Below are 25961 nucleotides of genomic sequence, written 5' to 3'. Positions count from 1 at the left end.
GGATGCTAGAAGTAAACACGCTAGATAAAGTAAAAACAATAGTACTTTTTGTATGTATGTTATTTTCAATGGCTCTTTTTGCGCAAAGCGAAAAGAGTCCTACGAAGAGTAAAATTGTAATGACAAAATCTGAACTGAACTCTTTTTTGAGCACGGTGGCGGATGCTAGACGCTCTCAATTAAAAGAGAGAGAAAATAATCAAAACAAATCAAATTTGTCTGAGTTAAGATCAAATTATCAACAACGTTATCCTGCGGAGAATTACGGTCAGTATAACATTACGAATGAACAATTACTGAGGGAAATTAGGTACTTAAACCAGCGAATTGATAATTTAAGTCCGCGAGACAGTAGATTTCCTTCTATGGCGAGAGACAATTCGACTATCATTATGCCTGGTAATGCTGCTACGAGCCCAATGTATAATCCAAATGGTAATAATGCAACAACAGTTATTCCATCAAACAATAGTAAAATTAAAGACTTACAGCGGAAAATTGATTCTTTGAAGGCTGTTGAAAATGGAAGAACTAGCCTTAGTAATAATGGTTCTTTAGCCGATTCATTAAAAAATGTCAATTCTAGATTGAATGATGTAAGACGACAAATGGATAGTTTGGAATCAAAAATGAATTCCAAAATTAAAAGTGGATCATCAGATAAAAACAGAACTTATTTTAGGCAGCAAGTGTATTTTGCCAACAATTCAGAATCGCTTGAGGCTGAGTATTTAAAATATGTGCAAGATCTAACACAAATTTTGATTCAATATCCAGAAGCAAAAATTTTACTTGAAGGTTGGGCCAGTCCTGTAGGCAGTGTTAATTACAACAAGCAGTTATCCATGCGAAGGGCAGAATCTGTTGAAAAAGCGTTCATCAACAACAAAATACAGGCAAGTAGAATTCTAACTTCTTTTAAAGGTGAAGATCGAAAGTCAACAGCAGAGCAAGCAAGACGTGTTGAAATGTCGATAATTGTGCGATAGATAATGGAAGGCAACTGCTTTTTAAATTATAATTGTAGAGAGAAAAACCCCAAGATCTTCGGATTTTAGGGGTTTTTTGTTTTGATTATTGTAAAATTAAAGTCGGAATTCATTTTAAATACGAATGAAAGCCAAATAAATTTTAGGACATTAATCGACTTTAGAAACTACGAATAGAGGTACTTGATGTATCCAAAATCAACTTCCATTTCAATGAGTAAAAATAAATAAAGCCAACCAAGATGGTTAGCTTTATATATAAATTGCTTTTCAGGAAATTATTTTTTTGCCTCTTCTATTGAAACTTTTCTAAATTCTTTAAGCATTTTCTCAAGCTCTAAAGTTGATTTACGAGCTCTTGCTCCAGCAGCTTTAACTCCTTTTTCTGTCAATGAAACAGTTTCTGTTTTAAATGTTTCAAATTCAGCGTTGATTTTTTCAATAAGATCTTTCATATTTTTTTTAATTTATTAAAACAAAAATACTGAAATGAAACCAATATTCAAAGATGATAGTACGAAAATTTCGTAGTTTTTTAAATTTAAATGTGTCAATTTAATACTAAACACTTTTTTATAATGAATTTTAGAAATTCTTTTTTATTTAAAGGTCTGGCTTTTAAATACGCCAGTGCTGAACTTTCATGCAAAAAGACATTAATCTTTATAAATCGTTTAATTTTTAATCGACTGTCTACTTAATTATAACTAAACTTTGATTTTCAAAAATCTTGAGAACGTTATTGTTTTATTTATTTTCAAATTTTAACAAACCATTTTTATTACGTATAAGGTGTGGAATATTTTTTTAAGACAAAACTAGTAAAGAACTGGGTTTCCCATAGAAGTCTTTCCGTGAGATTTTTTTTTCAGTTCTATGACAATACGTTTATTGATAATTCCAGTTTTCAAACTTTGCCCAAAAACGCTAAGCTTCTAAACAATAGGAGCGATTAGCATCAAATGGGATTTTTTGGTTAAACAAATCATTTAATATTTTCAGAATTCTTCCAGTAAAGATTTTTGGTTTAAAATAGTTTGGTTTTATAGGAAGGGCGAATGCAAATGCAATAGGTACTTAAAATACTGGAAATGATTGTATGAAGAAAAACTTTGTACTGATTAAAAATTGAACCCGTGGCTTTGGGGTTATGGATCGCAAATTTATAATCTCACTTTAGATTAATTATTTTTAAATCGAGGTTTTTTTATATAAATTTAAGTTTTGCTGTTTTTAATATTTTCGTTAGTCTTTTTTTTGTTATTCTAGCAAGTCAAGATATTTTCTAATTTGTAGTAGGCTTCTTTACGTTTATATCTGAGCATTTTCTACAAATTTATCATTATACAAAGAACCAAAATACTGATAGTTGTAATTATTAAATTATTTACTCAATTTATAATTGGAGGATGATGTAAGAATAAATAACGTCCCAAAAACCTACGTAAAACCAATATCAGGAAGATCAATAAAAAATTGGGATTTAAGACAGATTTACTCACATCGCTCTTAACAAATGATATATTGGAGAAATTTTACTTAGATTTTATGATTTTGACATTTATCGCAACGTCGGCAATAAAAGTTAAGCGAGTTTGCTAAATATAAACATAATTTTAAACTAACTATTTTTATTTTCTTGTGTAATCAAACAATTATTAAATAAAATAAAAAAAATAATTTTCACAATTTTTTTTAACTAAATTCACAACTAATTAATAAACAAAACAAGATGAAATTATTTATTTTTACATGGTACCCTGTCATATTAGCATTTATATGCATGCTCTATTCAATTACATTGGGTATTTTAGGAAGAGAACAAGAAGCTTTATATTCAGCGCATTGGCCGGGTACAATTTTATTGTTCGCAATAGCTATTCGTCAAAGAAGAACAACATGAGTATTGGGTTTTTTATTATTGGAGCAATAATTTTTTCAATTTATCTGTACTTTACTATTTGGAATATTTATTATTCCAACAGCAAACAAAGAGAAGAAAGTTATCCAACCGTTAGAGAAAAACAAATCTCTAAAAAAGGTGAGCTTGAGAATGAGCTTAAGAATGAGCTTAAAAATGGGCTTGAAAAAGAAGTTTAAAATAGTTTTGCGACAAAGCTAAGACCTTTCTAAGGAACTTGACTCTAAAAATCATTTTTAAATTAAATATTTAATTCCATTAACAGTAGGTTTCTATCCTAGGAAACCTATTTTTTTTTGAATAGCAATCAATTTTAAAAAATTATCGTAGTTAGCAATTTAAAATTAATTTTTAAATTTTTCATGTACGCTGTTTCAGTGTTTTTTTAAATCTCTTGACATAACTTCGGTAAAGTCTACCATTATATTTTTTTTTCATCAAATACAATATTTTTTTTTAATTGTTTGTAATTACTAGAGCGCACTATCTATTTAAAAAAAGTGATCAATTTATTTAGTTTTACAACAAATTTTGAAAGACCACAGACTTCTTAAAATCAATTAAGGAAAAAAGAGACAAGATAAGTGTAGAAAGTAAATACGGCTAAAAAGAACAATTTACGAGTGGAGTGACTAATGCAAAACGTGCAGATGTAGAATTTTATTTCTCGCTGGCATTATTATGAAAGTTGTATTTAATTAAAACTGAATTTCAACAAAAAACCCTTAAACAATTGAAGTTTAAGGGTTTGTTTTGTAGCGAGGACGGGATTTGAACCCGTGACCTCAGGGTTATGAATCCCAGATTTATGATTTTTTAAATATATAAAACGTTGTTAATTAAATATTTAGTTTTATTGATAATCTTGTTTTGACTAGTTTTAAGATGATTTCGTCACTCTTTTTCGTCACTCCTTTATTTGTCGAAATAGTAAGGGTAAAAAGGTTGTTAAAACAAGTTTTAGCTAGTGTGGTGATGAAAATTAATTATTAAAAATTGAATTGTAATTTTCTTCAATTTCCTTTATCTCAATTTCAGATAGGACATTAAACTCTTTTTCTAGAGCTCTTTTTGAAAGTATCCCATTATTTTGTTCTAAAAACCGAGTTAGTAATGCAACTGTTTTGTCTGGCATTTGAAAAATATCATCCAAATATTTTTTCATAGCATCATATTTCTGTAGATAGTTTACCTCATTGGGAATTACATTTACAATAGTATCATTAACGCAATCAAATAAGAACTCTGCTTGTTTTGTTGCGTCAAAATAGCGGTAATAATCAATTGTCTCGTTCAATACCGCTACATTGTTAGATTCTGTAGTTTTCCATTCTATAAAGTCCAATAATGGATGTGAATAAGATTCTAATACGATTCTATAATCGTCAATATGATTTAAAATAGAAGCAGACACCGGGAAGATTATTCCTTGTTGTGCAAATTGCATTTTGGTTAAAATATGATGTATTATATATCGGTGTATTCTTCCGTTGCCATCTACAAAAGGATGAATAAAAATAAATCCAAAAGCTATTTTTGCAGCTGCCAAAACAGCATTAAAGCCAGTTTCTTCAATGTTTTTATAACTTGCAATTAATCCGTCTATCAACTTTTCGATATCTTGCCATTTTGCTGAAATATGTTCTGGCATTGGTTCTCCGTTTGTTCTGTCATGTTCTCCTACAAAGCCACCTTCATCTCTAAAGCCCATTTTTAGGAAGCGACTATTTTCTATCACTATTTGCTGTAATCGCAATAGTTCCTCTTTTTCTAATGGTTTTGAACCTGCTTGACCTATGGCTTTTCCCCACCTAATTGCTCTATTATTAGAGGGGGTTTCTCCTTCTATGGTAAAAGATGCTTTGGAATCTTTTAGCAACAAAAATGCTGATGCTCGTTGTAGTACGTCTTTGCGAATTGCGTTTAAATAACTATTTTTTTTATGGGAAAGATCATCAGCTATATAGTCATTCAACTTTGGAGTTTTAAATATTAGCGGACAAAAATCAACAGTACCAGGCAAGTTGTTTTTTATACGATGGCGGCTGGAATTTGTACTTATAGGCAAAGCAAATTGTATATCTTCATCAATTAGAGTAATGAAATTTCCTTTATTTAAATCTGGAATTGGAAGTGACTTCCCCATAAGCCATTCGTATAAGAACCAAACTTTACGACTGTATTGTCCTTGCGGCTCTATTTGCACCACGGAAGTTATGGTTTCTTCTGATAGTTGTTCAAATAGTTTTTTAAAAAACAATAAATTTATTCCTTCGTATTTTAAAGCAAATACTAATTGTTTATAAAGAGTGTCTTCTGGTTCGTGACGCGAAGTAAGCACTTGCCAATGATCAGTTTTATATTGACGTTTTTTAGTACTTATCAATGATAAACGATTTGGGAATGGCATAGCGAGAGTTAAAGCTTCTATTAAAGCACCATAACCTACCAGTATTCCTTCTTCAGGTGCTTTACGACCGTGAAAAACACTTATTTTTAGTGAAAATTGATTAGTAATCATGTCTATTGGTGAAAATTGATTATTCAAAAATAAGTGAAAAATACTTATATCTGGTGAAAAGAACTTGTTTTTTATCAATTTAGAGAAAAAATACTTATTGTTATGGACTTAATTATGTGAAATGAATATAAATAAAATTTTAGCAACTGATTAGATAATAGCGATTCAGTCCTGAATGATAATTTAAGTAAATAACTTTAAAAAGCTTAGTTGTAAACATGAATCAATCTAAAATCAAATGAAATTAGGAAATAGTCTTGTTTAGTTTGAATGAAATAATTTTATCAAAACTGTTTTATTTATGTAAAATATTAAGATTAAGTAATTCTGTCCAAATTATAAATCCTTTCTTTTAAAAAAGGGTATGAGTTTATAAATTATAATACTCTTACGAAGACTGAACAGTAATATTCCTGCGGTCTGTAAGGTGTATTGTTCACATTATTAAGGTGATAACACGTTCGTTTTTTGTATATTCGTCACTCCAATTTGTCATGGAGTGACGAATTTATTTAAATGAAAAAACCCTTAAACAGTTGATGTTTAAGGGTTTGTTTGTGTAGCGAGAACGAGATTTGAACTCGTGACCTCAGGGTTATGAATCCTGCGCTCTAACCGACTGAGCTACCTCGCCAAATATCCAAGAACACTGCCTTGAACGCGGGTGCAAATATAGATATTTTATTAAAGCGTGCAAACATATTTTAAAGAAAAAAAAATATTTCTTAAAAGGCTTTTTTCTTGTAGTTTTATTCTATATATTTCGGGAAAATTAAATGCAGCTCATGGACCAGAAAGTACGTTACGAAATCGAGTTCCCCATAAATTCCTCGCCTCAATTATTATATCAATATATATCAACGCCATCAGGGTTGTCTGAATGGTTTGCTGATAATGTAAATTCACGTGGTGAATTTTTTACCTTTATTTGGAATGACTCCGAAGAAAAGGCGAGACTCGCTTCAAAGAAAACTGGCGAAAAAGTAAAATTTAAATGGGTTGATGATAGCGGGAACGATACGGAATATTTTTTTGAGCTACATATCTTAGTTGATGAGCTTACTAAAGATGTTTCGTTGATGGTTGTAGATTTTGCTGAGCAAGATGAGGTAGACGAAGCAACTTTATTATGGGAAAATCAAATTTCAGATTTAAAACATCTCATAGGATCTGTATAGATAAATCCTATTTTATAACTTATATTTGCCCTAAATATTAATTAGGGCTTTTTTTATGATTAATTTTAATGGAAATATCGTGTCTCAGGATGCTACTGTGCTTACAAATAATCGTGCTTTTTTATATGGTGACGGGGTTTTTGAGACAATCAAAATACTAAATAATAAAATTCTTTTTTTAGAAGATCATTATTTTAGGCTAATGTCATCAATGCGAGTAGTTCGAATGGAAATTCCAATGAATTTTACGATGGAGTATCTTGAAGAACAGATTCTTTCTGTTGTAAATGCAAATTCAATACAGTCTTCATCTCGTGCTCGAATTACTGTTTATCGAAATGACGGAGGTTATTATTTACCAAGAAATAATTCAATATCTTTTTTAATTAGTGCTGTAGCCCTCGAAAATACTTTATACACAATAGAGAAAATTAATTACGAGGTCGATTTGTACAAAGACTTTTACATAACTAAGCAATTACTTTCATCGATAAAAACAACTAATAAGATAATAAATATTACAGGAAGTATTTTTGCATCTGAAAATGGCTTGGACAATTGTTTGTTATTAAACGATAGTAAGAATGTTGTGGAAGCATTGCAAGGGAATATTTTTATGCTTTTAGGAAATAAATTAATCACTCCGCCTATTTCTGAAGGATGTCTTAATGGCGTTATGAGAAAACAAGTTTTGAATGTGGCTAAAAAAATAGAAAATTTAGAGGTAGTTGAGGAAGTAATTTCTCCATTTGATCTTCAAAAAGCCGATGAGCTATTTATTACCAATGTTATAAAGGGAATTCAGCCTATTACGCAGTATCGTAAAAAAAGTTTTGCTACAAATAAATCGATAGAATTATTGGAAAAATTAAACGAAATGATTAGCAGTATTTAATTAAGGTAAGGATTTTCAGGAGCATTTAACCATATCAGATAATCGCCACCAAGTTCCTTAATTTGCTCCTTCCAGAAATGAGTTGCTGATTTTCCTATTATTTTATTTTTATAACTGTTCGAGTTAATAATCCAAGAATTACTTTCCATTTCGCTTTCTAACTGTTTTTCGTGCCAGCCAGTGTAACCTAAAAAGAAACGAATATTGTTATTGCTTATTTCGCCTTTATTGATTAGCTCTTTTGCCGATTCAAAATCACCTCCCCAATATATTCCGTTAGAGATCTCAATACTATTAGGGATCAATTCAGGAATATTGTGAATAAAATAAAGGTTGTCTTGTTCAACAGGTCCACCATTATAAATCTTAAATCGGGCCTCGATCTCTGGAATTAAATCTTGAATAGTGTACTTTAACGGCTTATTTATGATGAAACCAATAGATCCCTCCTCATTATAATCCGCTAATAAAATTACTGATCTATTAAATGACACATCTCCGATAATCGTTGGCTCAGCAATAAGCAAATAGCCTTTTTTTAACTTATCTCTAATCATTGGATTCGATTTTTTATTAAAGTTAAGTTTTTTATTATAAGGATGCCAAATATAATCGTTGAAACACATAAAAAAACCTCCCGAAGGGGAGGTTTTGTTTATATAGTAGGAACTTAAATTAGTTTACTGCACCTTCTAATTCTGCACCTGCTTTAAACTTCACTACATTTTTAGCAGCGATTTGGATCGTTTTTCCTGTTTGAGGGTTTCTACCATCTCTGGCAGCTCTTGCAGAAACAGACCATGATCCGAAACCTACTAAAGAAACTCTACCACCTTTTTTTAAAGTCCCTCCTACGTTTCCTAAAAATGACTCTAAAGCTAGTTTAGCTGCAGCTTTTGTGATTCCTGCATCTGCAGCAATAGCATCGATTAATTCTGATTTGTTCATAATAAATAGTTATTAATTGTTGGTTATACAATATTGTTAATACACAAATTTAATAGGAATAACGGCCTTTGCAAGTATTTTATGGTATTTTAATTTAATTTGTTAATAACTTATATTTTTTGTTCATAAAAGAAAGAATTTTTGCATTAAAAGCTAAAAAGTCCTTTGTTTAGTGGAGTCAGTATGCTTTTACTTCTGCAGAAAATTTCATTCCATTTAGTAATTCTGAAGCGCTCATTTTCTTTTTACCCGCTAATTGCAATTGCAGTATTTGAATAAATCCCTCTTTTACTGCAACCTTAATTTCTTTTTTGGTACAAATCAAAGTGCCAATCGCATGAGCATGCTGATCAGAAATAATCTTGCTTTCATAAATTTTAACATTCCATTCCTCAATAAGGTCTCTAAAAAAACACCAAGCTGCAGGATAGGGGCTCAAACCGCGAATTAAATTGTTTATTTCAACTGCTGATTTAGACCAATCAATTTTACAATTCTCCTTATCGAGCTTATAAGCAGTCTTTACTTCAGTATTGTCTGTCTGGATTATGGTTTTTACAGATCCTTGTTCTATTAATTTCAACGTATCAATAACAGTTGAACTTCCTAAAAACATTAACCGATCGTGCAATTGTCCTGCATTTTCGTCATTATCTATCGGTATTTCTGAGCTTAATATCATCGCTCCGGTATCGATTTTGTCATCTATAAAGAAAGTAGTAACACCAGTTTTTGTCTCTCCATTAATAATCGCCCAATTAATAGGTGCTGCACCGCGGTAATTAGGTAATATGGACGCATGAAGATTAAATGTTCCTAAAAATGGCATTTCCCAAACTACTTTTGGCAACATTCTAAAAGCCACCACAATTTGTAAATTAGCATTCAAAGCCTTTAAGTCTAGTAAAAAACTTTCATCTTTTAAGTTGGTTGGCTGTAATAAAGTTAGATTATTTGCTATTGCAAATTCTTTTACGGCTGAATATTTTATTTTTTGTCCACGCCCAGCCGGTTTATCAGCTGCGGTGATAACGCCAACAACTTCATAATTATTTTTAATTATAGTTTCTAGAATTCCGACCGCAAATTCTGGGGTTCCCATAAAAACAATTCGTACTTTTTCCATTATGATTTCAGTGTATATTTATTATTTGGTTTAACCAAAATAAAATCGTTTTCTAATAATTCCTGCAGTACAAAGATAACGTCCTCTGGATTATTTTTTGTTTTATTTTGAATATCTCTTGAGTTTAAGTCTTCGATTTTAAGTAATGTAATAATTTCTTTAGACAATAAAGTAACATCTTTTTTCTTAATTTTCTTTGTGATGCAAAAGGAGCAAATACCACAATCAGTAATTATTTTTTCACCAAAATAATTTAAAATCAACTTATTTTTACAAATCGCTCTTTCATTTATATAATGATAAACAGCTTGTAATTGCTCTTTTTTTAGAAGATTTTGGTTTTCCAAATGTTTTGAAACTCGACTAATAGTTCGCTCATCTTCTCGCACTTCATTGAATAAAATGGTAGCATCGTTATTTTTGGAGTGATATTCTATAATTTCTTTTTCTTTTAATTTCTTTAAAACAGCCAGAATTTCCGCTTCTTTATGATTTGATTTTTTTGCAATTAATTGTAAGTTAAAAGCAGTTTGCATTTCATAAATTCCAGGATAGGTGCGTAAAATAGCTAGAATTATTTCTTCATCATTTACATTTAAGCTCACATATCGAATCACTTCTTTAGACGGAATAAGAAACTGCAGTGTGATTTTTTCGCTAAATTCTTGAGACAAAGTGATAATTCCTTGCCGATCTAAAAACTGTAGTGCATTATACGTTTTCAACGTAGGAAATTCATATCGTAAACAAAAATGATGTAAATTGAATGTAAACTGCTCATTAATTCCTTCTCCGTAAGCAACTTGGAAATAATTATTTAGTTTAAGATACATTAAATTTAAAAACTTTTTATCAGGTAAAATATTGATAAACTGATTCTTTGCTTGAATAATATCAGATGGACTGGTCAAAAGAATCGCAAAAGCTCTTTCTCCATTTCGTCCAGCGCGCCCAGCTTCTTGATAATAATTCTCTATATTTTCTGGTAATTGAATATGAATTACTGTTTTAACATTGGCTTTGTCAATCCCCATTCCAAAAGCATTTGTAGCGACAATAATTTGAACGTCTTCATTCATCCAAGATTGCATATTTTTATCTTTTTCTTTGGACGAAAGTCCTCCATGATAATATGTTGCTTTAAAACCTAATGACTGTAATTGAGACGAAATATCTAAACACGATTTTCTATTTCGAACGTAAATAATAGAAGGTTCGGGGTTTTTTTTAAGAATTTGTTCTATTCTAAAAATTTTATCTTCAAGTTCAAAAACCATATATGCAATATTCTCTCTAGCAAATGATTTCTCAAATATTTGAGGATTATGTAATCCTAACTCGGTTATAATATCGGTTTTTACTCTTGGAGTTGCAGTAGCGGTTAATGCGAGGAAAGGCGTTTTTGGAAAATGCTTTTTAAGTAATGAAATTTTTAAATAGGCAGGACGAAAATCATGTCCCCATTGAGATACACAATGTGCTTCGTCAATGGTAATTAAATTAATAGGTAAACTTTTTATCCGCTCTAAAATCCAGTCGGATTGCAAACGTTCTGGAGATAGATAAAGAAATTTGTAATTTCCAAATTGGCAATTATCAAGCAAGTCAATCATTTCCTCTGATCTGATTCCTCCTGTAAGGGCAATTGCTTTGATATTTCGCTGCTGCAAATTGGCTACTTGGTCTTTCATTAATGCGACCAAAGGCGAAACAACTAAACAAATTCCATCGTTCATCAAAGCTGGAATTTGGAAACAAACTGATTTTCCGCCACCAGTTGGCATCAATGCAAAAGTGTCTTGACCGCTCAAAACTGATGCGATTATTTCGTTTTGGAGTGATCTAAATTTATCGTGTTTCCAGTATTTTTGAAGTAGCGCTAATGCTTCTAGCATAAATTACAGTTTTCAATTCAGTAAAAAACAAGCTCAATTACACAATATTTAACCGAGGTTTATTTAGAAATTTCATCTAAGATAAAAAGAATTCTGTTATTCATCGTGTCTTTTGGTACTTCTATCAATTCGTAACCGTAATTTTGATAAGTTTCCACAAGATGAGAGTAGATTAGTTTTGCTTGTTCAAAATTTTCGTAACGCGCATCATCGCTGATATAAATTTCTTCCCACGGCGGAAGGAGAAATATTTTTGAGTATTTATGTTCACGACAAGCGTGATCAAAAGTTGCAGGATAACTATCGCCTATGTAGTGCATGTAAGCTAGCACATCTGGAATTCCGCGGTCAATAAATACAACTTCATGGGCTTCGTCTGTCGCATTTTGAAATTGTTTTTTTCTTCCTTCCAGCAGTAATTCGCTAAATAGTAAAGGTTTTTCAAGAAATAATTGTTCAATTCCTTGTTTTTTAGCTTCTAATGTTACTTCTCTAGAAATTTCTGGATAACAACAATGCCCTTTATCGACTAACCCATCTATAATAGTGGTTTTACCTGTTCCGGGACCGCCGATAATAACTATAATTTTCTTCTGCACTTTTTAAAAATAAGGCGCAAAATTACTTTAATTAATTGGTATTTAAAAAAATCAAAGCTTATAAATTGGCAGAAGTAAAAAAATATATCCAAAATTCATATTTTGCTTTCGAAACTGTATCTTTGCTTTTCTTTTCAAATAAATAATGGATCAAAAAACAAAAGAATTTTACGATAGATTAAAAGTAGAGTTGGATATGAGTAATACTTGGCCAACGATTTATTTGTTTAAATTTATTGTACCTACTGTAAATGACAATGTAGAACGAGTTGAACATGCCTTTGATTGTATGGGTGCTGTCATTAATACAAAAAAATCAAAAACCGGAAAATACACTAGTATATCTGTTGATGTTACGATGAAAGATTCACAAGAAATAGTAGAAAAATACCTAGAAGTTTCTACAATTGAAGGTATCGTCTCCCTTTAAATAAAAATAATTTTAAAAGATATTTTGGCTAAGAAGCATTGTTTAGACTTTTATCGTTAAAATTTAAAATATACATCCAAATATGAATTCAAAATATATTAAAGAAAACTCAAACGATGTGGTTCATCATTTGGAATATAATGCAGAGCGATCACATTTACTCATTCCAGAATATGGCCGTCATTTGCAAAAATTGATCGATCAAGCAACTCAAATTGAAGATGATATTGAGCGCAACAAAGCGGCAAAATACATTATTCAGGTGATGGGAAGTTTAAATCCTCATTTACGCGACGTTCCTGATTTTCAGCATAAATTGTGGGATCAGCTTTTTATCATGTCCGATTTTAAGTTAGTTGCTGACTCTCCATATCCTATTCCGTCGCGCGAAGTTTTGCAATTAAAACCAGATGTTTTAAAATACCCTCAAAATTTTCCAAAATATAGATTTTATGGCAACAACATAAAGTACATGATTGATGTGGCTAATAAGTGGGAGGACGGTGATATGAAAAATGCTTTGGTAAAAGTTATCGCTAATCACATGAAAAAATCATATTTAAGTTGGAATAAAGACACCGTAAAAGATGATGTAATTTTCGAACATTTATTTGAACTGTCTGATGGTAAATTAAATTTGATTCAAAGTGAGGAAGAATTATTGAACACTACTGATTTGTTGCGTACTAACAAGCGCGTTTCAAATAAAATTTTACCTGTTGGTCAGCCAAAAATTCTGAGTAATAAAAATAGTAAAACTGGAAAACCAAATCCAGTTCATAAAAATCAAAACAGAAAACCTTTATAAAATTGTTATTGGTAAAGAATTAAAGTTTTTTTAATTTGGAACCCGTAACCTATAAATTAAAACAGAATGGGAATATTTAAAATAGAAGGAGGAATTAGCCTAAAAGGAGAAATTACACCTCAAGGAGCTAAAAATGAAGCGCTGCAAATATTATGTGCTGTTCTTTTAACAGCTGAAAAAGTGATGATCAATAATATTCCTGATATTATCGATATTAATAAATTAATTACTCTTTTAGGAAATTTAGGAGTTAAAATTGAAAAAACAGCGCATGGTTCTTATACTTTTCAAGCTGACGATGTAAATATGCAGTATTTAGAAACCGAAGCTTTTAAAAAAGAAGGCGGTTCGTTGAGAGGTTCGATTATGATTGTTGGTCCATTGTTAGCGCGTTTTGGAAAAGGTTATATTCCAAAACCAGGTGGAGATAAAATAGGACGCAGAAGATTAGATACGCATTTTGAAGGATTTATCAATCTTGGAGCTACATTTAGATATAATAGAGAAGATCACTTTTATGGAGTAGAAGCACCAAAAGGATTAACAGGTTCCGATATGCTATTAGACGAAGCATCTGTAACTGGCACTGCAAATATTGTTATGGCGGCAGTTTTAGCTAAAGGTGTTACAACGCTATACAACGCAGCTTGCGAACCTTACTTGCAACAATTATGTAAGATGCTGAATTCTATGGGTGCTAAAATATCTGGTGTGGGTTCTAACTTATTGACTATTGAAGGTGTACAAAACTTAGGTGGTTGCGAGCACCGAATTCTTCCAGACATGATCGAAATAGGAAGCTGGATTGGTCTAGCTGCTATGACAAAATCAGAAATTACAATTAAGAATGTGAGTTGGGATAACTTAGGATTAATCCCAAATACCTTTAGAAAATTAGGAATCACATTAGAACGAAGAGGAGATGATATTTACATTCCTGCTCACGTTGATGGATATGAGGTAAAAACAGATATTGATGGTTCTATATTAACTATTGCTGATGCACCATGGCCTGGATTTACGCCAGATTTATTGAGTATCGTTCTAGTAGTTGCAACTCAGGCAAAAGGAGATGTGCTAATTCATCAAAAAATGTTTGAAAGTAGATTATTTTTTGTGGATAAGTTGATTGATATGGGTGCTAAAATAATGTTGTGCGATCCCCATCGGGCGGTTGTTATGGGACATAATTTTGAATCACAATTAAAAGCAACTACAATGTCATCACCAGATATTCGTGCTGGAATTTCATTGCTGATCGCAGCGCTTTCCGCAAAAGGTACAAGTACAATTCAAAATATTGAACAAATCGATCGTGGATATGAACGCATAGACGAACGATTGAGAGCTATTGGCGCTCACATTGTGCGGGAATAAATAACATAAATCATTTAAAATTTCGTTTAAATAAACCAATAAAGATTTTATTTTTAAATCTTGCTTAGTTTATTTAAACGATTTTATTTTTAATACATCATATAAAAATAACGCATGACAAGCGAAAAAACAGCAATTAGAGCAACATATTTCAGTATTATCGGAAATTCAGCTTTGGCCATTATTAAAGGTCTTGCTGGTTTTTTTGGAAATTCCTATGCTTTGATTGCAGATGCAATTGAATCGACAACTGATATTTTCGCATCTCTTTTAGTTTTGTTTGGTATAAAATATTCTAATAAACCTGCCGATGATAATCACCCGTACGGGCACGGAAGAGCTGAGCCTTTGATTACTTTTATTGTAGTTGGTTTTCTAATTTCGTCGGCTGTGATTATTGCGTATGAAAGTATTCAAAACATACAAACGCCGCATCAATTACCAGAACCCTGGACATTAATTGTATTAAGCGCGATAATTATTTGGAAAGAATACTCCTTTCGAGTTGTGATGAAACGAAGTATTCAAACCAATAGTTCTTCTTTAAAAGCCGATGCATGGCACCATCGGAGTGATGCAATCACTTCAGTGGCTGCTTTTATTGGAATTTCGGTAGCGTTATTTTTTGGAACTGGTTTTGAATCAGCTGATGATTGGGCTGCGCTATTTGCATCCGGATTTATTGTTTATAATAGTTACAAAATTTTCCGACCCGCTTTAGGCGAAATAATGGATGAACATTTGTATGATGATTTGATTGCTCAAATTAGAGAAGTATCATTAGAAGTAAATGGGATTATAGGCACTGAAAAATGTTTTATTAGAAAAGCAGGTATGCAATATCACGTCGATTTGCATGCAACCGTTGATTCTAAGATCACAGTAAAAGAAGGTCATGATCTAGCTCATAAACTGAAAGATACTTTACGCGAACGCATTACAGAATTAGGTCAAGTTTTGATCCACATTGAACCTAATGAATAGATTATTATAAAAATTAGTATTGCAGTAGATAAGTTTATAATCTAATTTTAAGTTGTAATGCTGATGAATGTGTCTCAATTAAGTTGCTCTTGAGCATTGAGACTTTTGCACTATAACAAATACACTTGCTTTCATATTGAATTTAAATTTTAGTGCTAATATTGGATATAAATTATCTCCAGTTTAAAAATAATTTCATGCTGGAGATAATTATTGAGAGGTAAATATTTAATTTAAAATCGGTTTTCTATAATTATTCTATTACTCCAATATATTTAAAAATTTTAGCCCAAAAACAACTCCGTCACCTTGAAAGCCATTTTGATAGGAACGAACGTAATCTAAACGGAGCATCTTAAATTTGCCAAATCCTAAATTGTCTAAGCCAACTGTAAATTCAGTGTAAGTTTTGTTATTAGAGGTTGAGAGCGCATGAGCACCAATATTTAAGGTCGATTTAAGCTTGTTCAACAGTGGAATTTTATTCATTATAAAACCTCTATCATTGTACTCACTATGAAATTCAAAGTAGCGATCATTAGTACTGTTTGAATAATACGGCAGCAAATTAAATACATTCAAATAGCGTTCTGTTTGACCTACTCGGGTTAGATTTCCATTAAAATGTTTAAAGTCTATAAAAGCAATGTTTTCGGCATTGAAAAATTTACCAGCTTTTAGATTAAAACCTAAAAGTCCCTTATTTGCTAGTTTTAAATCGTAAGTAACTCTGGTACTTATTTGATCAAACTCATATTTATTTTCACTTGCAGCGACAGCTTTTTCATAACCTACATAGAGCGTGGGGTATTTTTCATTTCGAATATTAAACTTTCCATCGGGGCGCGAAGAATAGGTGTTGCCAAAATTAATTCTTGCAAGCAAATTTAATTTGGTCAAATGATGTTGCTCAAAAGGAGATGTTATAAAATCATTTGGTGCCAGTGGGTTATTGCTAGTATATAGGTCATCTCTTTTAAAAGTCGAGTAATCAGTATTGTTAAATAGCGGTTTACGCTGCTGGTATTCTACTTTCCCATTTATATTTACACCATTGGCAATGTCTCGCGTGTAACCTATTGCGGCGGCCTCTAAATTATATAGTTTCATAAAGTTGTTTTTAAAAGCAAGCGAACTAATACTATTGATGATCTTACTAATAGGCTCATTGGCATTAAATTGCTTTACAGAACTTCCTCCTGTCAGATACAAAGTCGCATAATTTTGATTGTTAAATCGGTGGATAAACTGCCCAGTTACGCGCAAACGATCATCAGCAAAACCATAATTAAATTTGGTGCTTACTGAAGTATATTTTCCAGTTGTTTCTTGGTTTTTATAATTGGTATATTTAAATCCTGAATCAAAATTATAGCCTTGTACGGTATTAAAACTAAGCGAACCTAAACTCAATAATCCTTCGTAAGCGAGACTATATTTTTCGGAACTGTTTTTAAAAGTGTAGCCAGTGAGTAATTTTAGGATTTTGAATTTATTCTCTTTTGTGTCAACTGAATCGAGATATTTTTGAGAATTTCGCACTTTGTAAATACTATCTTTTCGAACGTAATCCGTGGTTTCCTCCAATGTTAACGGAATAGGTCTGTTTGCGTTCCAAAAAAGTGTGTCTTTCTTATTTGCATTTATTTCAATTCGCGTAATTTCATTGGTAAACGTTTTGGGAACAAAAGAATCAATAAATTCATAGTTGCTGTACACATAATTATATTTTCCTGAAAATTTTATTCCAAATGCTCCAGCTGTGATTTCAAGGCTTTGCGTATTTTTTGCCCAGATTTTATTGCTGTTGTTATAACTAAAATTTTGCTTTAGCGTCATTACATCTAAAAATTCCTCTTTCATTCGATAGCCTTTTATATCCAAATCTACAGCATAAATGGCCCAAGAATCTTCTACAATGTAAATGTAACCTTCAAAAACAGGTTCACTGTCTCGCTTTGCATTTACTTTTATCTTGTTGATCATCTTTTTATTTTCGTCAAAAAAGGTACTTTCCAATTTATAATTATAATAATTGAATGCATTAGTAGCAATTGGAGAGATCATTTGAACCCCAAAATCAATGGCATTATCATAAAAATCGTAAAAAGAAGAACGAGCGGTATTATAGCTGTAGCCATTATCTTTTCCGCTAACTTTAGATGCAGTAACCACTTCTTTTAAGTTATCTGGTTTTTCAAATGATATTTTTGAAAACGTTTCCGATAATGAAATAATTCCCGTTCCTGTAGAATCTAAAGCGCCGTTTAGATCGCCAATTTTTTGTCCTAAGATTTTTTTTGGCGCATTTTTTAATTTAAAAATCCCTCTGGAATAGAAATCGGCATTAAACCTATTGATCTTTTCTGTATTTTGTTTTCTGTTAGCAATTGCGTTCTTAATGATGGCTAGGGCTGGATTAACTTTGTTGTTTATTACAACTTCATTAAGTGAAAAACTTTCTTCAACCATTTTTATATTTAAAATGTAAGGAAGCTTATCAATATCTATTGTAACTTTTTGAGTTTTAAAACCTAAAAACTGAAAAACAACAGTTGGCTTTTCTTTTTTCCGCAAATTGAATTCGTAAGAGCCTAATTCATTTGACGTTGTGCCATTGTAAGTGTCTTGCTGGAAAATAGTAACAAATGGGAGAGGATTTCCTTTGTCATCAGTAACGGTGCCTTTTAGTTGTGCTTGAATCGCAAAAGAACCTAAAAAAAGAAGTAATAAACAATATTTTTTCATGAAAGTTTTTTCTCTCACAAAAATAGAAGAACTTTAAAAACAGTATATTAATTATTTGTTAAATATTTGTATCGAAAGGAGATACCTCGGCGTTTTATAAAAATGACTGAACTGCTAGTTCGTAACTTTTTAAGCCAAAGCCTAAAATTACTCCTTTGGCATTGCCTGAAATATAAGATTGATGTCTAAAACTTTCACGAGAAAAGGTATTAGAAATATGCACTTCAATAACTGGAGTTGTTATTGCTTTTACTGCATCTCCAATTCCTATTGATGTGTGGGTGTAAGCAGCAGCGTTTAAAATAATTCCATCAAATGAAAACCCAAGTTCCTGTATTTTATCAATTAATTCTCCCTCAATATTGCTTTGGAAATAAGTAAATTCGATTGCCGGAAATTTTATCTGCAAAGTGGTAAAATATTCTTCAAAAGTTAAGTTTCCATAAACTTCTGGTTCGCGTTTGCCGAGAAGATTTAAATTGGGTCCATTGATGATACTGATTTTCATAATTCCTGTTTTTGTAAAAATAAAAAAACCGTTCTAATTATAGAACGGTTCCTGATTTTTTTTTTTTTTTTCTAAATTTTAGAATTTAAATCCAGCTGAAACTTGAACAACTGAATTTTTAACAGTTGCATCTTGAGTAGCTTCGGTCAAACCTAAAACGTAGCGACCTTGAACAAAGATACTTTTTGTTATATTTAAAGTTAATCCACCTACAACTCCAAATTCAAAAGTTTCAGATTCTTTAAAGTTTACATTTTTTCTTTCACTTAATAAAAAGGAAGCTTGAGGACCAAGATCTAAACTAATGCTTTTGTTAAGACTGAATTTAGCAAGAACAGGAATAGAAAGGTATCCCAATTTATTTGTAAACTCTTCCGCTGCGTTTTTATAAGTTGCCCCTTGAGTAGAATATAACAATTCAGGCTGTATAGCGAAACCCTCAGTAAGTGTAATTTCTGCGATTAAACCAGCATGATAACTGGTTATAGCTTCATTGTCATAATTAGCAGCTGTGATGTTAATATCACTACCTGTTTGATTAGCGTAATTTAAACCCGCTTTGATACCAAATTTTACTAATTGTGCTTGAGAGCTTAAAGATGCTGCAAAAATAACAACTGCAGTTAGAATTATTTTTTTCATAATTTGTTTGTTAATGGTTATTAATAATTGAAATAGGACTCTTACTTTAAACTAGTTTATTTCAAAATTATTGCAAGGTAATAAATAATTCTATTTATAAAAGTAAAATAAAACAACTACATTTAAATATCTTTTAAAAATGGTATTCAATTTCAAGAAATGAGTTTTTAGAATTATTAGCGTTTCTTTAGCTGGTATTTAATTTAAAGTTTTCTGCTATTTTATTTTTTTAATTTTTTAAATAAAATTTTAAACATAAATATTTTCTTTCAAATTCTACATTATTTTGTCTCAATTTTTTATCACTAATTTTAGTGATATGATAAGTTTATAATACAATGTAAATTAATATTTTAGATAACATTTGTCGTAAAAACCAGTTATTATTTTTATTTTTTTTCTTAAAATTTTTGTAAAAAGTTAGTTTATATTAACAAGGTTATATGTATGTTAGCGCTCTAAATATTTAAAAATATAAAAATGAAGAAAATTATTTTATCAGCAATTGCAGTAATGGCTTTTGGATTTGTAAGTGCACAAGAAAATGTTGTTAAGGTTAATCCGCTTTCAATATTAGGTGGTACTGATTTAGTTAGCTTCGAGCATAAATTAGGAGAAAACTCATCTTTCGTTGTTGGAGCTGGAATTGGTGGATTTAAAATTGGAGATGCAAAATATTCAAATTTTGGTGGTGAAGTTCAATACCGTTATTATTTTAATGAAGCATTACGAGGTTTTTATGCGGGAGGTCAGGCAGGATATTCAGCTGGAAAAGTTGAAATAGAGAATAGTTTTTCCTTTGATGATCAAGGAAATATGAATTCATCTACAAATGAAACGAATTTTGGTGCGTTTAAAGTTGGTGCTAAAGGCGGTTATCAGTGGATTTGGGAAAGTGGTTTTTCTTTAGATCTAAACTTAGGTTTAGCGTATAACAACTTTAATTATAAAAATTCAGATTCATCATTCTCTACTTTAAAAGCTAGTGGTGTTTTACCTAACTTCGGATTTGCTCTTGGTTACGGATTCTAATTGAAAAATATACCGTACAATTAAAACCTCCCAACTTGGGAGGTTTTTTTATGATTAAAAAGCGTTCCTTTGTCAACATGGAATGGATTATACACATAAAAAACTTTCAATCATATTTAAGAATTGAGCGTGGTTTGTCTAAAAATACGATCGAAAATTATTCGTACGACATAGAGCGCTTAGTTTCATTTTTAAAAGAAAATAAAATTGATGTATCACCAATAAAAATTACCGAAGAATCAGTGCAGCAGTTTATCTACGCTGTGTCAAAACAGGTAAATACACGCTCGCAATCCAGAATAATATCTGGATTAAAAAGTTTTTTTAGTTATTTAATATTCGAAGATCTTAGGTCGAACAATCCGTTGGAACTTATAGATTCGCCTAAAACGGGTCGGAAACTTCCAGACACTTTATCAGTTGAAGAAATTGACAATCTCATTGCGGCAATTGATTTATCTTCAAGTGAAGGCGAACGCAATCGGGCTATGATTGAAACACTATACGGTTGCGGTTTGCGGGTCTCAGAATTGATAACTTTGAAAAACTCAGACTTGTTTTTTGAAGAAGGGTTTATTAAAATCACGGGAAAAGGAAATAAACAACGCTTTGTTCCTATTAGCGAAGTGACCCAGAAATACATCGAAATGTATCGAGAAACAGTGAGAATTCATGTAAATATTCAAAAAGGGTATGAAGATACTTTGTTTTTGAATAGGCGAGGACGACAGCTAACGCGTGCAATGATTTTTACTATTATCAAAAATTTAGCTGTCAAAATAAAATTAAATAAAACTATAAGTCCGCATACTTTGCGCCATTCGTTTGCAACACATTTATTAGAAAACGGTGCCGACTTGCGGTCTATACAATTAATGTTAGGTCATGAATCGATAACAACAACTGAAATCTACGTGCATCTTGACAGAAAGTTTTTGACCAACGTGTTGCATTCATTTCACCCCAGAAAAAACGCGTAAAGTCATTTAAAAGAAGCCATAAATAGTAAGCGTTTTTACAGAAATGAAAAGGCAAAAAAAAGACCTATTGAATCAAAATTCATTAGGTCTTTTTTTGTTTTCTTCTTTTTTAGTGACTCTGGGAGAATTATTTTGCAATATTCACAGCTCTTGTTTCTCTAATTACCGTAACTTTTACCTGCCCTGGATAAGTCATTTCGGTTTGGATTTTTTGTGAGATTTCAAATGATAATGTCGCTGCGTTTTCATCTGAAACCTTTTCGCTTTCCACGATAACACGAAGTTCTCTACCAGCTTGAATAGCGTACGCATTTTTTACTCCGGTAAATCCGTATGCTACTTCTTCAAGATCTTTTAATCTTTGAATGTACGAATCCAATACTTGTCTTCTAGCACCTGGTCTCGCACCCGATATAGCATCACAAACCTGAATAATTGGAGACAATAACGATTTCATTTCTATTTCATCGTGGTGCGCACCTATAGCGTTACAAACTTCTTCTTTTTCTCCGTATTTTTCAGCCCATTGCATTCCTAACAAAGCGTGTGGTAAATCACTTTCTGCATCTGGTACTTTACCTATATCGTGCAATAAACCTGCTCTTTTGGCCAGTTTTACATTCAGTCCAAGTTCAGCAGCCATAATTCCGCATAGTTTTGATACTTCACGCGAGTGCTGCAATAAATTTTGTCCGTAAGAAGAACGGTATTTCATGCGTCCTACCACTTTTATTAATTCAGGATGCAAGCCGTGAATCCCTAAGTCAATTACGGTACGTTTACCAACTTCTATAATTTCATCGTCGATTTGTTTCGCTGTTTTTGCAACAACTTCTTCAATACGCGCTGGGTGAATCCTACCGTCAGTTACTAATTTATGCAATGCTAAACGTGCTATTTCTCTACGAACTGGATCAAAACAAGATAAAATGATAGCCTCTGGTGTATCATCTACAATAATTTCTACTCCAGTTGCCGCTTCTAATGCGCGTATATTTCGTCCTTCTCTACCAATAATTCTACCTTTAACATCATCAGATTCAATGTTAAAAACAGAAACACAGTTTTCGACCGCTTCTTCTGTTCCAACTCTCTGTATCGTATTTATGATAATTTTTTTGGCCTCTTGCTGAGCAGTAAGTTTAGCTTCCTCAATAGTATCTTGAATATGGGACATTGCTTTGCTTTTTGCTTCGGCTTTTAGTCCTTCCACTAATTGGTTTTTAGCTTCTTCAGCTGATAAACCTGAAATAACTTCTAGTTGTTGCAGCTGAGTTTTGTGCAGTTTATCAACTTCAAATTGTTTTTTGTCTAAATTTTCAATTTTAGTACTGAATTCTAAACTCTTGGATTCAAAGTCATCATTTACTTTTCTAGCTTTTGATAATTCATTAGAAATTTGAGATTCCTTATCGCGAACCCTTTTCTCTATTTCAGCTACTTTTTTATCTCGTGACAATATTACTTGTTCGTGATCTGCTTTTAATTCGATAAATTTTTCTTTTGCTTGAAGAATTTTATCTTTTTTAATATTTTCGGCTTCCAGATTGGCATCTTTCAAAATAGAGGCTGCCTCTTTTTTTGAATTATTAATTAAGTTAGAAATATTGCTTTTCTCTATCAATTTTGCGATTGCAAAACCCGCCACAATGCCTATTATTCCTGCAATAACGATCGTTAGTATGTTGTCCATGTTTGTTTAAAATTTATATATAAAAAAAGCCTACATCAGTATGATTGAATAAACTCGAAAAGACAAGTTTTGAGCTAACTCACTGTTCAAGTTTCCTCGCCGAAGCGTGGCATGCTTTAGTAGTGATGATTTGCTCATTCTAAATTGTTAGTGTTGAGTTTACCAAATGTGAACTAATGTAGGCAGTATCTTAGTTTTTGTAAAGAACGTTTATTTGTCGAGATATTGATCTAAAATTGCATTGATTTTTTTAATTCTTTCTATGGTTGCTTCTCCATCAATGGTTTTATCAATTTGTTTTTGCTCTGTTTGCGAGGCAAATTGTAAAGCGCACATCGCTAAAACATCCTGTTTATCTCGCACCGCGTAGTTTTCTTCAAATTGCTTAATCATTTTATCAATTTTTTTTGAAGCACTTCTCAATCCTTCTTCTTGCGATAAATCTACCGTTAAAGGATAAACCCTATCTGCAATTGATATTTTAATTTTAAGCTTTTCGTCCATATCTTTTATTAATCTGATAGCTGCGCTATACAATAATCAATTTCGCGAATTAATGAATTTATTTTAAACTTTGTATCTCTTTTATTATTATCACTGCCTAATAATGAATTGGCTATTTTGAGTGTTTCGTATTGCTTTTTAAGAGCTTCAATCTCTTCTGATTGAGCTTTTAAGACGGTTGCAGTTTTAATTATTTCATCTTTCAAATCTTGATTATTTTGCTCTAAAATTTTCATTTTTATGAAAAGGTTTTGAACTTTAATTTCAAGAGTATCAAGAATTTCTGCAATTATACTCATTATATCTCGTATTCATTACTTAATCATACAAAGTTAGTATTCCTTTTTAATTTTGCAATATTTTATTATTTTTTTTGCCTAAAATTAGTTAAATAATTATAAATCAAATTGTTGTAAATTCTTTTTTTTTGTACTTTTTTGAATACTTTTTTTATCTTAGCAAAAATGTAAAACAATGAAATTTTCTTTATTTTTTCTAATTTTTAATATTGCAGTTTTTGCACAAGTAGATTATCCAAAGGATTATTTTAGGTCGCCCTTAGATATTCCGATGCAATTATCAGGAAACTTTGGTGAGTTGAGACCCAATCATTTTCATGCTGGTTTCGATTTAAAGACGCAACAAAAAGAAGGCTTAAATGTTTACAGCGTGGCTGATGGTTACATTTCGAGAATCAAGATTTCTACTTTTGGCAATGGAAAAACAATTTACATAAACCATCCTAATGGTTACACTTCTGTTTATGGTCATTTAAAAAAGACGAATGGCGACATAGAAAATTACATTAAGAAAATTCATTACAAAGAAGAAAATTTTGAAATTGAAATGTTCTTCAAACCAGATGAAATGATGGTCACTAAAGGTCAGGTAATTGGTTTTTCTGGAAATACTGGCGCTTCTGAAGGACCTCATTTACATTTTGAGTTTAGAGATACTGCGTCAGAGTTTGTAATTAATCCAATGTTTTTTGGATACAATAATTTTATAAAAGACACTAAGAAACCCACCATTTCTAGTGTTTACGTTTACCCTTTAGATATAAATACGACTGTAAATCGTGCTAAACGTCCAGTATTACTTAATGTTGCCCTTCAAAAAGATGGAACTTATATTGCTGAAAAAGTGGTTGCAAACGGAACAATAGGTTTTGGAATTTCTACGTTTGATACCGATGATGTTTCATTTAATAATAATGGAGTGTATAAAGTTCAGTCGTTTTATAACGGTCAGCCAAATTTTGGTTACGAATTCACAACTTACTCATTTGATGAAATGAGGTATATCAATACATTAATAGATTACTCTCGGTATAAACAGACCAAGCAGCGTGTTCAGAAACTATTTATGAAAAATCCTTATAATTTGAGCATTATAAAAGCGGCTGAGAATAACGGTATTTTACAAGTTTCTCCCAATTTAGCTTCAATTTATCGGATCGAGGTGTCTGATTTATTTGGTAACTCAAAAGTGATTTCTGTTCCTATTCAATATGATTTAGTACCAACGGTTATTAGCAAAGAACTTGTACAGTCAAATTATTTTATCAAAGCGAATAAAGACAGTAATTTTGCGTTAAAGAATATGTCAGTATTTTTTCCAGCTAATACTTTTTATGATGATTTTGAGTTTAATTTTGCTGTTGCAAATGATACAATGACATTGCATGATGATACAGTTCCAGCTCATACTAATTTTACTGTAACAATTCAAGATTCTATTTCAACTGAAGCTCAGAAAGAAAAAATGTTTATAGCCAGAATTGATGGCAAAAGAATAATTTATAATTCAACCTACAGAACCGATAACAATTTTAATACGAAAGTAAAAATTCTTGGAAAGTATGCTTTAGTTTCTGACACTATTGCACCTAAAATAAGTATTGCTACACCGATAGAAGGAAAATGGATTAGCGCTCAAAAAACGATTCAACTTTCAATTTATGATGAGCGATCTGGAATAAAATCATATAATGGTTATTTAAACGGGAAGTGGATTTTGATGGAATACGATAACAAAACTAGAAAAATAACGCACTACTTTGATGATGGAATTGTGGCTGAAGGTGCCAATGATTTGATAGTAGTTGTCACTGATAATGTAGGCAATTCAACTACCTTTGAAACAAAATTTTTTAGAAATCAAAAAAAATAAAAAGTAAAACC

Annotated in this window: 24 protein-coding genes and 1 tRNA gene; 11 read left to right on the top strand and 14 right to left on the bottom strand. The window is 31.4% G+C overall.

Annotation, left to right across the window (positions count from 1 at the left end; all coding sequences use genetic code 11):
• Positions 1-2: 2 nt before the first annotated feature.
• Entirely contained in the window at positions 3-989 is a 987-nt protein-coding gene (locus BUB42_RS02975) for an OmpA family protein (protein ID WP_084118274.1), read from the top strand.
• Positions 990-1267: 278 nt separating this feature from the next.
• Here BUB42_RS02975 and BUB42_RS02970 read toward each other — a convergent pair whose 3' ends face one another.
• Positions 1268-1444 carry a histone H1 gene (locus BUB42_RS02970; protein WP_073017042.1) on the bottom strand — a complete coding sequence of 59 codons (177 nt, stop codon included), beginning with the start codon at positions 1442-1444 and terminating at the stop codon, positions 1268-1270.
• 1444 nt (positions 1445-2888) lie between these two features.
• Between BUB42_RS02970 and BUB42_RS02965 the strand changes: the two genes are divergently transcribed.
• Positions 2889-3089, top strand: coding sequence for a hypothetical protein (locus tag BUB42_RS02965; RefSeq protein ID WP_073017040.1), 201 nt, complete (start codon positions 2889-2891; stop codon positions 3087-3089).
• Positions 3090-3892: 803 nt separating this feature from the next.
• Here BUB42_RS02965 and BUB42_RS02960 read toward each other — a convergent pair.
• The gene (locus tag BUB42_RS02960; protein ID WP_073017038.1) at positions 3893-5431 is read right to left on the bottom strand and encodes a Fic family protein; all 1539 of its coding nucleotides are present in this window, start codon (positions 5429-5431) and stop codon (positions 3893-3895) included.
• A 560-nt stretch (positions 5432-5991) separates the two neighbouring features.
• Positions 5992-6065 (bottom strand) — tRNA-Met (locus tag BUB42_RS02955).
• 151 nt (positions 6066-6216) lie between these two features.
• Between BUB42_RS02955 and BUB42_RS02950 the strand changes: the two genes are divergently transcribed.
• Both BUB42_RS02950 and BUB42_RS02945 read left to right on the top strand, forming a co-directional pair.
• A complete protein-coding gene (locus BUB42_RS02950; protein ID WP_073017036.1) occupies positions 6217-6609 on the top strand; it encodes an START-like domain-containing protein in 393 nt (130 codons plus the stop codon).
• 55 nt (positions 6610-6664) lie between these two features.
• Positions 6665-7504 carry an aminotransferase class IV gene (locus BUB42_RS02945; RefSeq protein WP_073017034.1) on the top strand — a complete coding sequence of 280 codons (840 nt, stop codon included), beginning with the start codon at positions 6665-6667 and terminating at the stop codon, positions 7502-7504.
• On the opposite strand, the gene BUB42_RS02940 is transcribed toward BUB42_RS02945, so the two are convergent.
• The 5 genes from BUB42_RS02940 to BUB42_RS02920 all read right to left on the bottom strand — a co-directional run bounded on the left by BUB42_RS02940 (position 7501) and on the right by BUB42_RS02920 (position 12072).
• Positions 7501-8061: a YqgE/AlgH family protein gene (locus BUB42_RS02940; RefSeq protein WP_073017359.1), complete on the bottom strand. Its 561-nt coding sequence runs from the start codon at positions 8059-8061 to the stop codon at positions 7501-7503. The genes BUB42_RS02945 and BUB42_RS02940 overlap by 4 nt on opposite strands.
• 118 nt (positions 8062-8179) lie before the next feature.
• Positions 8180-8452, bottom strand: coding sequence for an HU family DNA-binding protein (locus BUB42_RS02935; RefSeq protein WP_073017033.1), 273 nt, complete (start codon positions 8450-8452; stop codon positions 8180-8182).
• A 178-nt stretch (positions 8453-8630) separates the two neighbouring features.
• Entirely contained in the window at positions 8631-9578 is a 948-nt protein-coding gene (gene fmt, locus BUB42_RS02930; RefSeq protein WP_073017031.1) for a methionyl-tRNA formyltransferase, read from the bottom strand.
• Positions 9578-11473 carry a RecQ family ATP-dependent DNA helicase gene (locus tag BUB42_RS02925; protein ID WP_073017029.1) on the bottom strand — a complete coding sequence of 632 codons (1896 nt, stop codon included), beginning with the start codon at positions 11471-11473 and terminating at the stop codon, positions 9578-9580. Before BUB42_RS02925 ends, fmt begins: the two co-directional genes overlap by 1 nt.
• A gap of 59 nt (positions 11474-11532) precedes the next feature.
• Positions 11533-12072, bottom strand: a complete 540-nt coding sequence (locus tag BUB42_RS02920; RefSeq protein ID WP_073017027.1) for an AAA family ATPase — start codon at positions 12070-12072, stop codon at positions 11533-11535.
• Between the two features lie 145 nt (positions 12073-12217).
• On the opposite strand from BUB42_RS02920, the gene BUB42_RS02915 reads away from it, so the two are divergent.
• The 4 genes from BUB42_RS02915 to BUB42_RS02900 all read left to right on the top strand — a co-directional run bounded on the left by BUB42_RS02915 (position 12218) and on the right by BUB42_RS02900 (position 15671).
• Positions 12218-12502 carry a DUF493 family protein gene (locus BUB42_RS02915; protein WP_073017026.1) on the top strand — a complete coding sequence of 95 codons (285 nt, stop codon included), beginning with the start codon at positions 12218-12220 and terminating at the stop codon, positions 12500-12502.
• An 82-nt stretch (positions 12503-12584) separates the two neighbouring features.
• Complete coding sequence (locus BUB42_RS02910; RefSeq protein ID WP_073017024.1) at positions 12585-13310, top strand: DUF4290 domain-containing protein; 726 nt, start codon at positions 12585-12587, stop codon at positions 13308-13310.
• Between the two features lie 66 nt (positions 13311-13376).
• Positions 13377-14687, top strand: coding sequence for a UDP-N-acetylglucosamine 1-carboxyvinyltransferase (gene murA / locus BUB42_RS02905; RefSeq protein ID WP_073017022.1), 1311 nt, complete (start codon positions 13377-13379; stop codon positions 14685-14687).
• A gap of 114 nt (positions 14688-14801) precedes the next feature.
• Positions 14802-15671 carry a cation diffusion facilitator family transporter gene (locus tag BUB42_RS02900; RefSeq protein ID WP_073017020.1) on the top strand — a complete coding sequence of 290 codons (870 nt, stop codon included), beginning with the start codon at positions 14802-14804 and terminating at the stop codon, positions 15669-15671.
• Between the two features lie 261 nt (positions 15672-15932).
• On the opposite strand, the gene BUB42_RS02895 is transcribed toward BUB42_RS02900, so the two are convergent.
• The 3 genes from BUB42_RS02895 to BUB42_RS02885 form a co-directional block, all read right to left on the bottom strand.
• Positions 15933-18419, bottom strand: a complete 2487-nt coding sequence (locus tag BUB42_RS02895; protein WP_073017018.1) for a DUF5686 and carboxypeptidase regulatory-like domain-containing protein — start codon at positions 18417-18419, stop codon at positions 15933-15935.
• A 94-nt stretch (positions 18420-18513) separates the two neighbouring features.
• Positions 18514-18927 (bottom strand): type II 3-dehydroquinate dehydratase, encoded by a 414-nt coding sequence (gene aroQ / locus BUB42_RS02890; RefSeq protein WP_073017007.1) that lies wholly within the window; start codon positions 18925-18927, stop codon positions 18514-18516.
• Positions 18928-19005: 78 nt separating this feature from the next.
• Positions 19006-19569 (bottom strand): porin family protein, encoded by a 564-nt coding sequence (locus BUB42_RS02885; protein ID WP_073016997.1) that lies wholly within the window; start codon positions 19567-19569, stop codon positions 19006-19008.
• Positions 19570-20049: 480 nt separating this feature from the next.
• Here BUB42_RS02885 and BUB42_RS02880 point away from each other — a divergent pair, with 480 nt between their 5' ends.
• Complete coding sequence (locus BUB42_RS02880; RefSeq protein ID WP_073016995.1) at positions 20050-20601, top strand: DUF3575 domain-containing protein; 552 nt, start codon at positions 20050-20052, stop codon at positions 20599-20601.
• Positions 20602-20678: 77 nt separating this feature from the next.
• On the top strand, positions 20679-21581 hold the full coding sequence (gene xerD / locus BUB42_RS02875; protein WP_073016993.1) for a site-specific tyrosine recombinase XerD: 903 nt from the start codon (positions 20679-20681) through the stop codon (positions 21579-21581).
• A gap of 127 nt (positions 21582-21708) precedes the next feature.
• Here the strand turns inward: xerD and rny are convergent, their stop codons facing one another.
• The 3 genes from rny to BUB42_RS02860 form a co-directional block, all read right to left on the bottom strand.
• Entirely contained in the window at positions 21709-23274 is a 1566-nt protein-coding gene (gene rny / locus BUB42_RS02870) for a ribonuclease Y (RefSeq protein ID WP_073016991.1), read from the bottom strand.
• A 210-nt stretch (positions 23275-23484) separates the two neighbouring features.
• On the bottom strand, positions 23485-23778 hold the full coding sequence (locus BUB42_RS02865; RefSeq protein ID WP_073016989.1) for a cell division protein ZapA: 294 nt from the start codon (positions 23776-23778) through the stop codon (positions 23485-23487).
• Between the two features lie 8 nt (positions 23779-23786).
• Entirely contained in the window at positions 23787-24077 is a 291-nt protein-coding gene (locus BUB42_RS02860) for a hypothetical protein (protein WP_073016988.1), read from the bottom strand.
• Positions 24078-24252: 175 nt separating this feature from the next.
• Between BUB42_RS02860 and BUB42_RS02855 the strand changes: the two genes are divergently transcribed.
• Entirely contained in the window at positions 24253-25950 is a 1698-nt protein-coding gene (locus tag BUB42_RS02855; RefSeq protein ID WP_073016986.1) for a M23 family metallopeptidase, read from the top strand.
• Positions 25951-25961 lie beyond the last annotated feature (11 nt).

This window comes from Flavobacterium micromati (genome assembly GCF_900129585.1).
In the GTDB taxonomy this organism is placed as follows: Bacteria; Bacteroidota; Bacteroidia; order Flavobacteriales; family Flavobacteriaceae; genus Flavobacterium; species Flavobacterium micromati.
Note: the sequence above shows the minus strand (reverse complement) of the source record. Positions and strands in the feature narration are given on the sequence as shown.

What these genes read in the sequence shown, in the direction of transcription:
- xerD (WP_073016993.1), top strand. Translation starts at nt 20,679, where the DNA reads ATGGAATGGATTATACACATAAAAAACTTTCAATCATATTTAAGAATT.
- BUB42_RS02855 (WP_073016986.1), top strand. Translation starts at nt 24,253, where the DNA reads ATGAAATTTTCTTTATTTTTTCTAATTTTTAATATTGCAGTTTTTGCA.
- BUB42_RS02910 (WP_073017024.1), top strand. Translation starts at nt 12,585, where the DNA reads ATGAATTCAAAATATATTAAAGAAAACTCAAACGATGTGGTTCATCAT.
- BUB42_RS02960 (WP_073017038.1), bottom strand. Translation starts at nt 5,431, where the DNA reads ATGATTACTAATCAATTTTCACTAAAAATAAGTGTTTTTCACGGTCGT.
- BUB42_RS02885 (WP_073016997.1), bottom strand. Translation starts at nt 19,569, where the DNA reads ATGAAAAAAATAATTCTAACTGCAGTTGTTATTTTTGCAGCATCTTTA.
- BUB42_RS02975 (WP_084118274.1), top strand. Translation starts at nt 3, where the DNA reads ATGCTAGAAGTAAACACGCTAGATAAAGTAAAAACAATAGTACTTTTT.
- BUB42_RS02965 (WP_073017040.1), top strand. Translation starts at nt 2,889, where the DNA reads ATGAGTATTGGGTTTTTTATTATTGGAGCAATAATTTTTTCAATTTAT.
- BUB42_RS02895 (WP_073017018.1), bottom strand. Translation starts at nt 18,419, where the DNA reads ATGAAAAAATATTGTTTATTACTTCTTTTTTTAGGTTCTTTTGCGATT.
- BUB42_RS02940 (WP_073017359.1), bottom strand. Translation starts at nt 8,061, where the DNA reads ATGATTAGAGATAAGTTAAAAAAAGGCTATTTGCTTATTGCTGAGCCA.
- rny (WP_073016991.1), bottom strand. Translation starts at nt 23,274, where the DNA reads ATGGACAACATACTAACGATCGTTATTGCAGGAATAATAGGCATTGTG.
- BUB42_RS02860 (WP_073016988.1), bottom strand. Translation starts at nt 24,077, where the DNA reads ATGAGTATAATTGCAGAAATTCTTGATACTCTTGAAATTAAAGTTCAA.
- BUB42_RS02970 (WP_073017042.1), bottom strand. Translation starts at nt 1,444, where the DNA reads ATGAAAGATCTTATTGAAAAAATCAACGCTGAATTTGAAACATTTAAA.
- BUB42_RS02865 (WP_073016989.1), bottom strand. Translation starts at nt 23,778, where the DNA reads ATGGACGAAAAGCTTAAAATTAAAATATCAATTGCAGATAGGGTTTAT.
- BUB42_RS02945 (WP_073017034.1), top strand. Translation starts at nt 6,665, where the DNA reads ATGATTAATTTTAATGGAAATATCGTGTCTCAGGATGCTACTGTGCTT.
- murA (WP_073017022.1), top strand. Translation starts at nt 13,377, where the DNA reads ATGGGAATATTTAAAATAGAAGGAGGAATTAGCCTAAAAGGAGAAATT.
- BUB42_RS02900 (WP_073017020.1), top strand. Translation starts at nt 14,802, where the DNA reads ATGACAAGCGAAAAAACAGCAATTAGAGCAACATATTTCAGTATTATC.
- aroQ (WP_073017007.1), bottom strand. Translation starts at nt 18,927, where the DNA reads ATGAAAATCAGTATCATCAATGGACCCAATTTAAATCTTCTCGGCAAA.
- BUB42_RS02925 (WP_073017029.1), bottom strand. Translation starts at nt 11,473, where the DNA reads ATGCTAGAAGCATTAGCGCTACTTCAAAAATACTGGAAACACGATAAA.
- BUB42_RS02935 (WP_073017033.1), bottom strand. Translation starts at nt 8,452, where the DNA reads ATGAACAAATCAGAATTAATCGATGCTATTGCTGCAGATGCAGGAATC.
- BUB42_RS02950 (WP_073017036.1), top strand. Translation starts at nt 6,217, where the DNA reads ATGGACCAGAAAGTACGTTACGAAATCGAGTTCCCCATAAATTCCTCG.
- BUB42_RS02915 (WP_073017026.1), top strand. Translation starts at nt 12,218, where the DNA reads ATGGATCAAAAAACAAAAGAATTTTACGATAGATTAAAAGTAGAGTTG.
- fmt (WP_073017031.1), bottom strand. Translation starts at nt 9,578, where the DNA reads ATGGAAAAAGTACGAATTGTTTTTATGGGAACCCCAGAATTTGCGGTC.
- BUB42_RS02880 (WP_073016995.1), top strand. Translation starts at nt 20,050, where the DNA reads ATGAAGAAAATTATTTTATCAGCAATTGCAGTAATGGCTTTTGGATTT.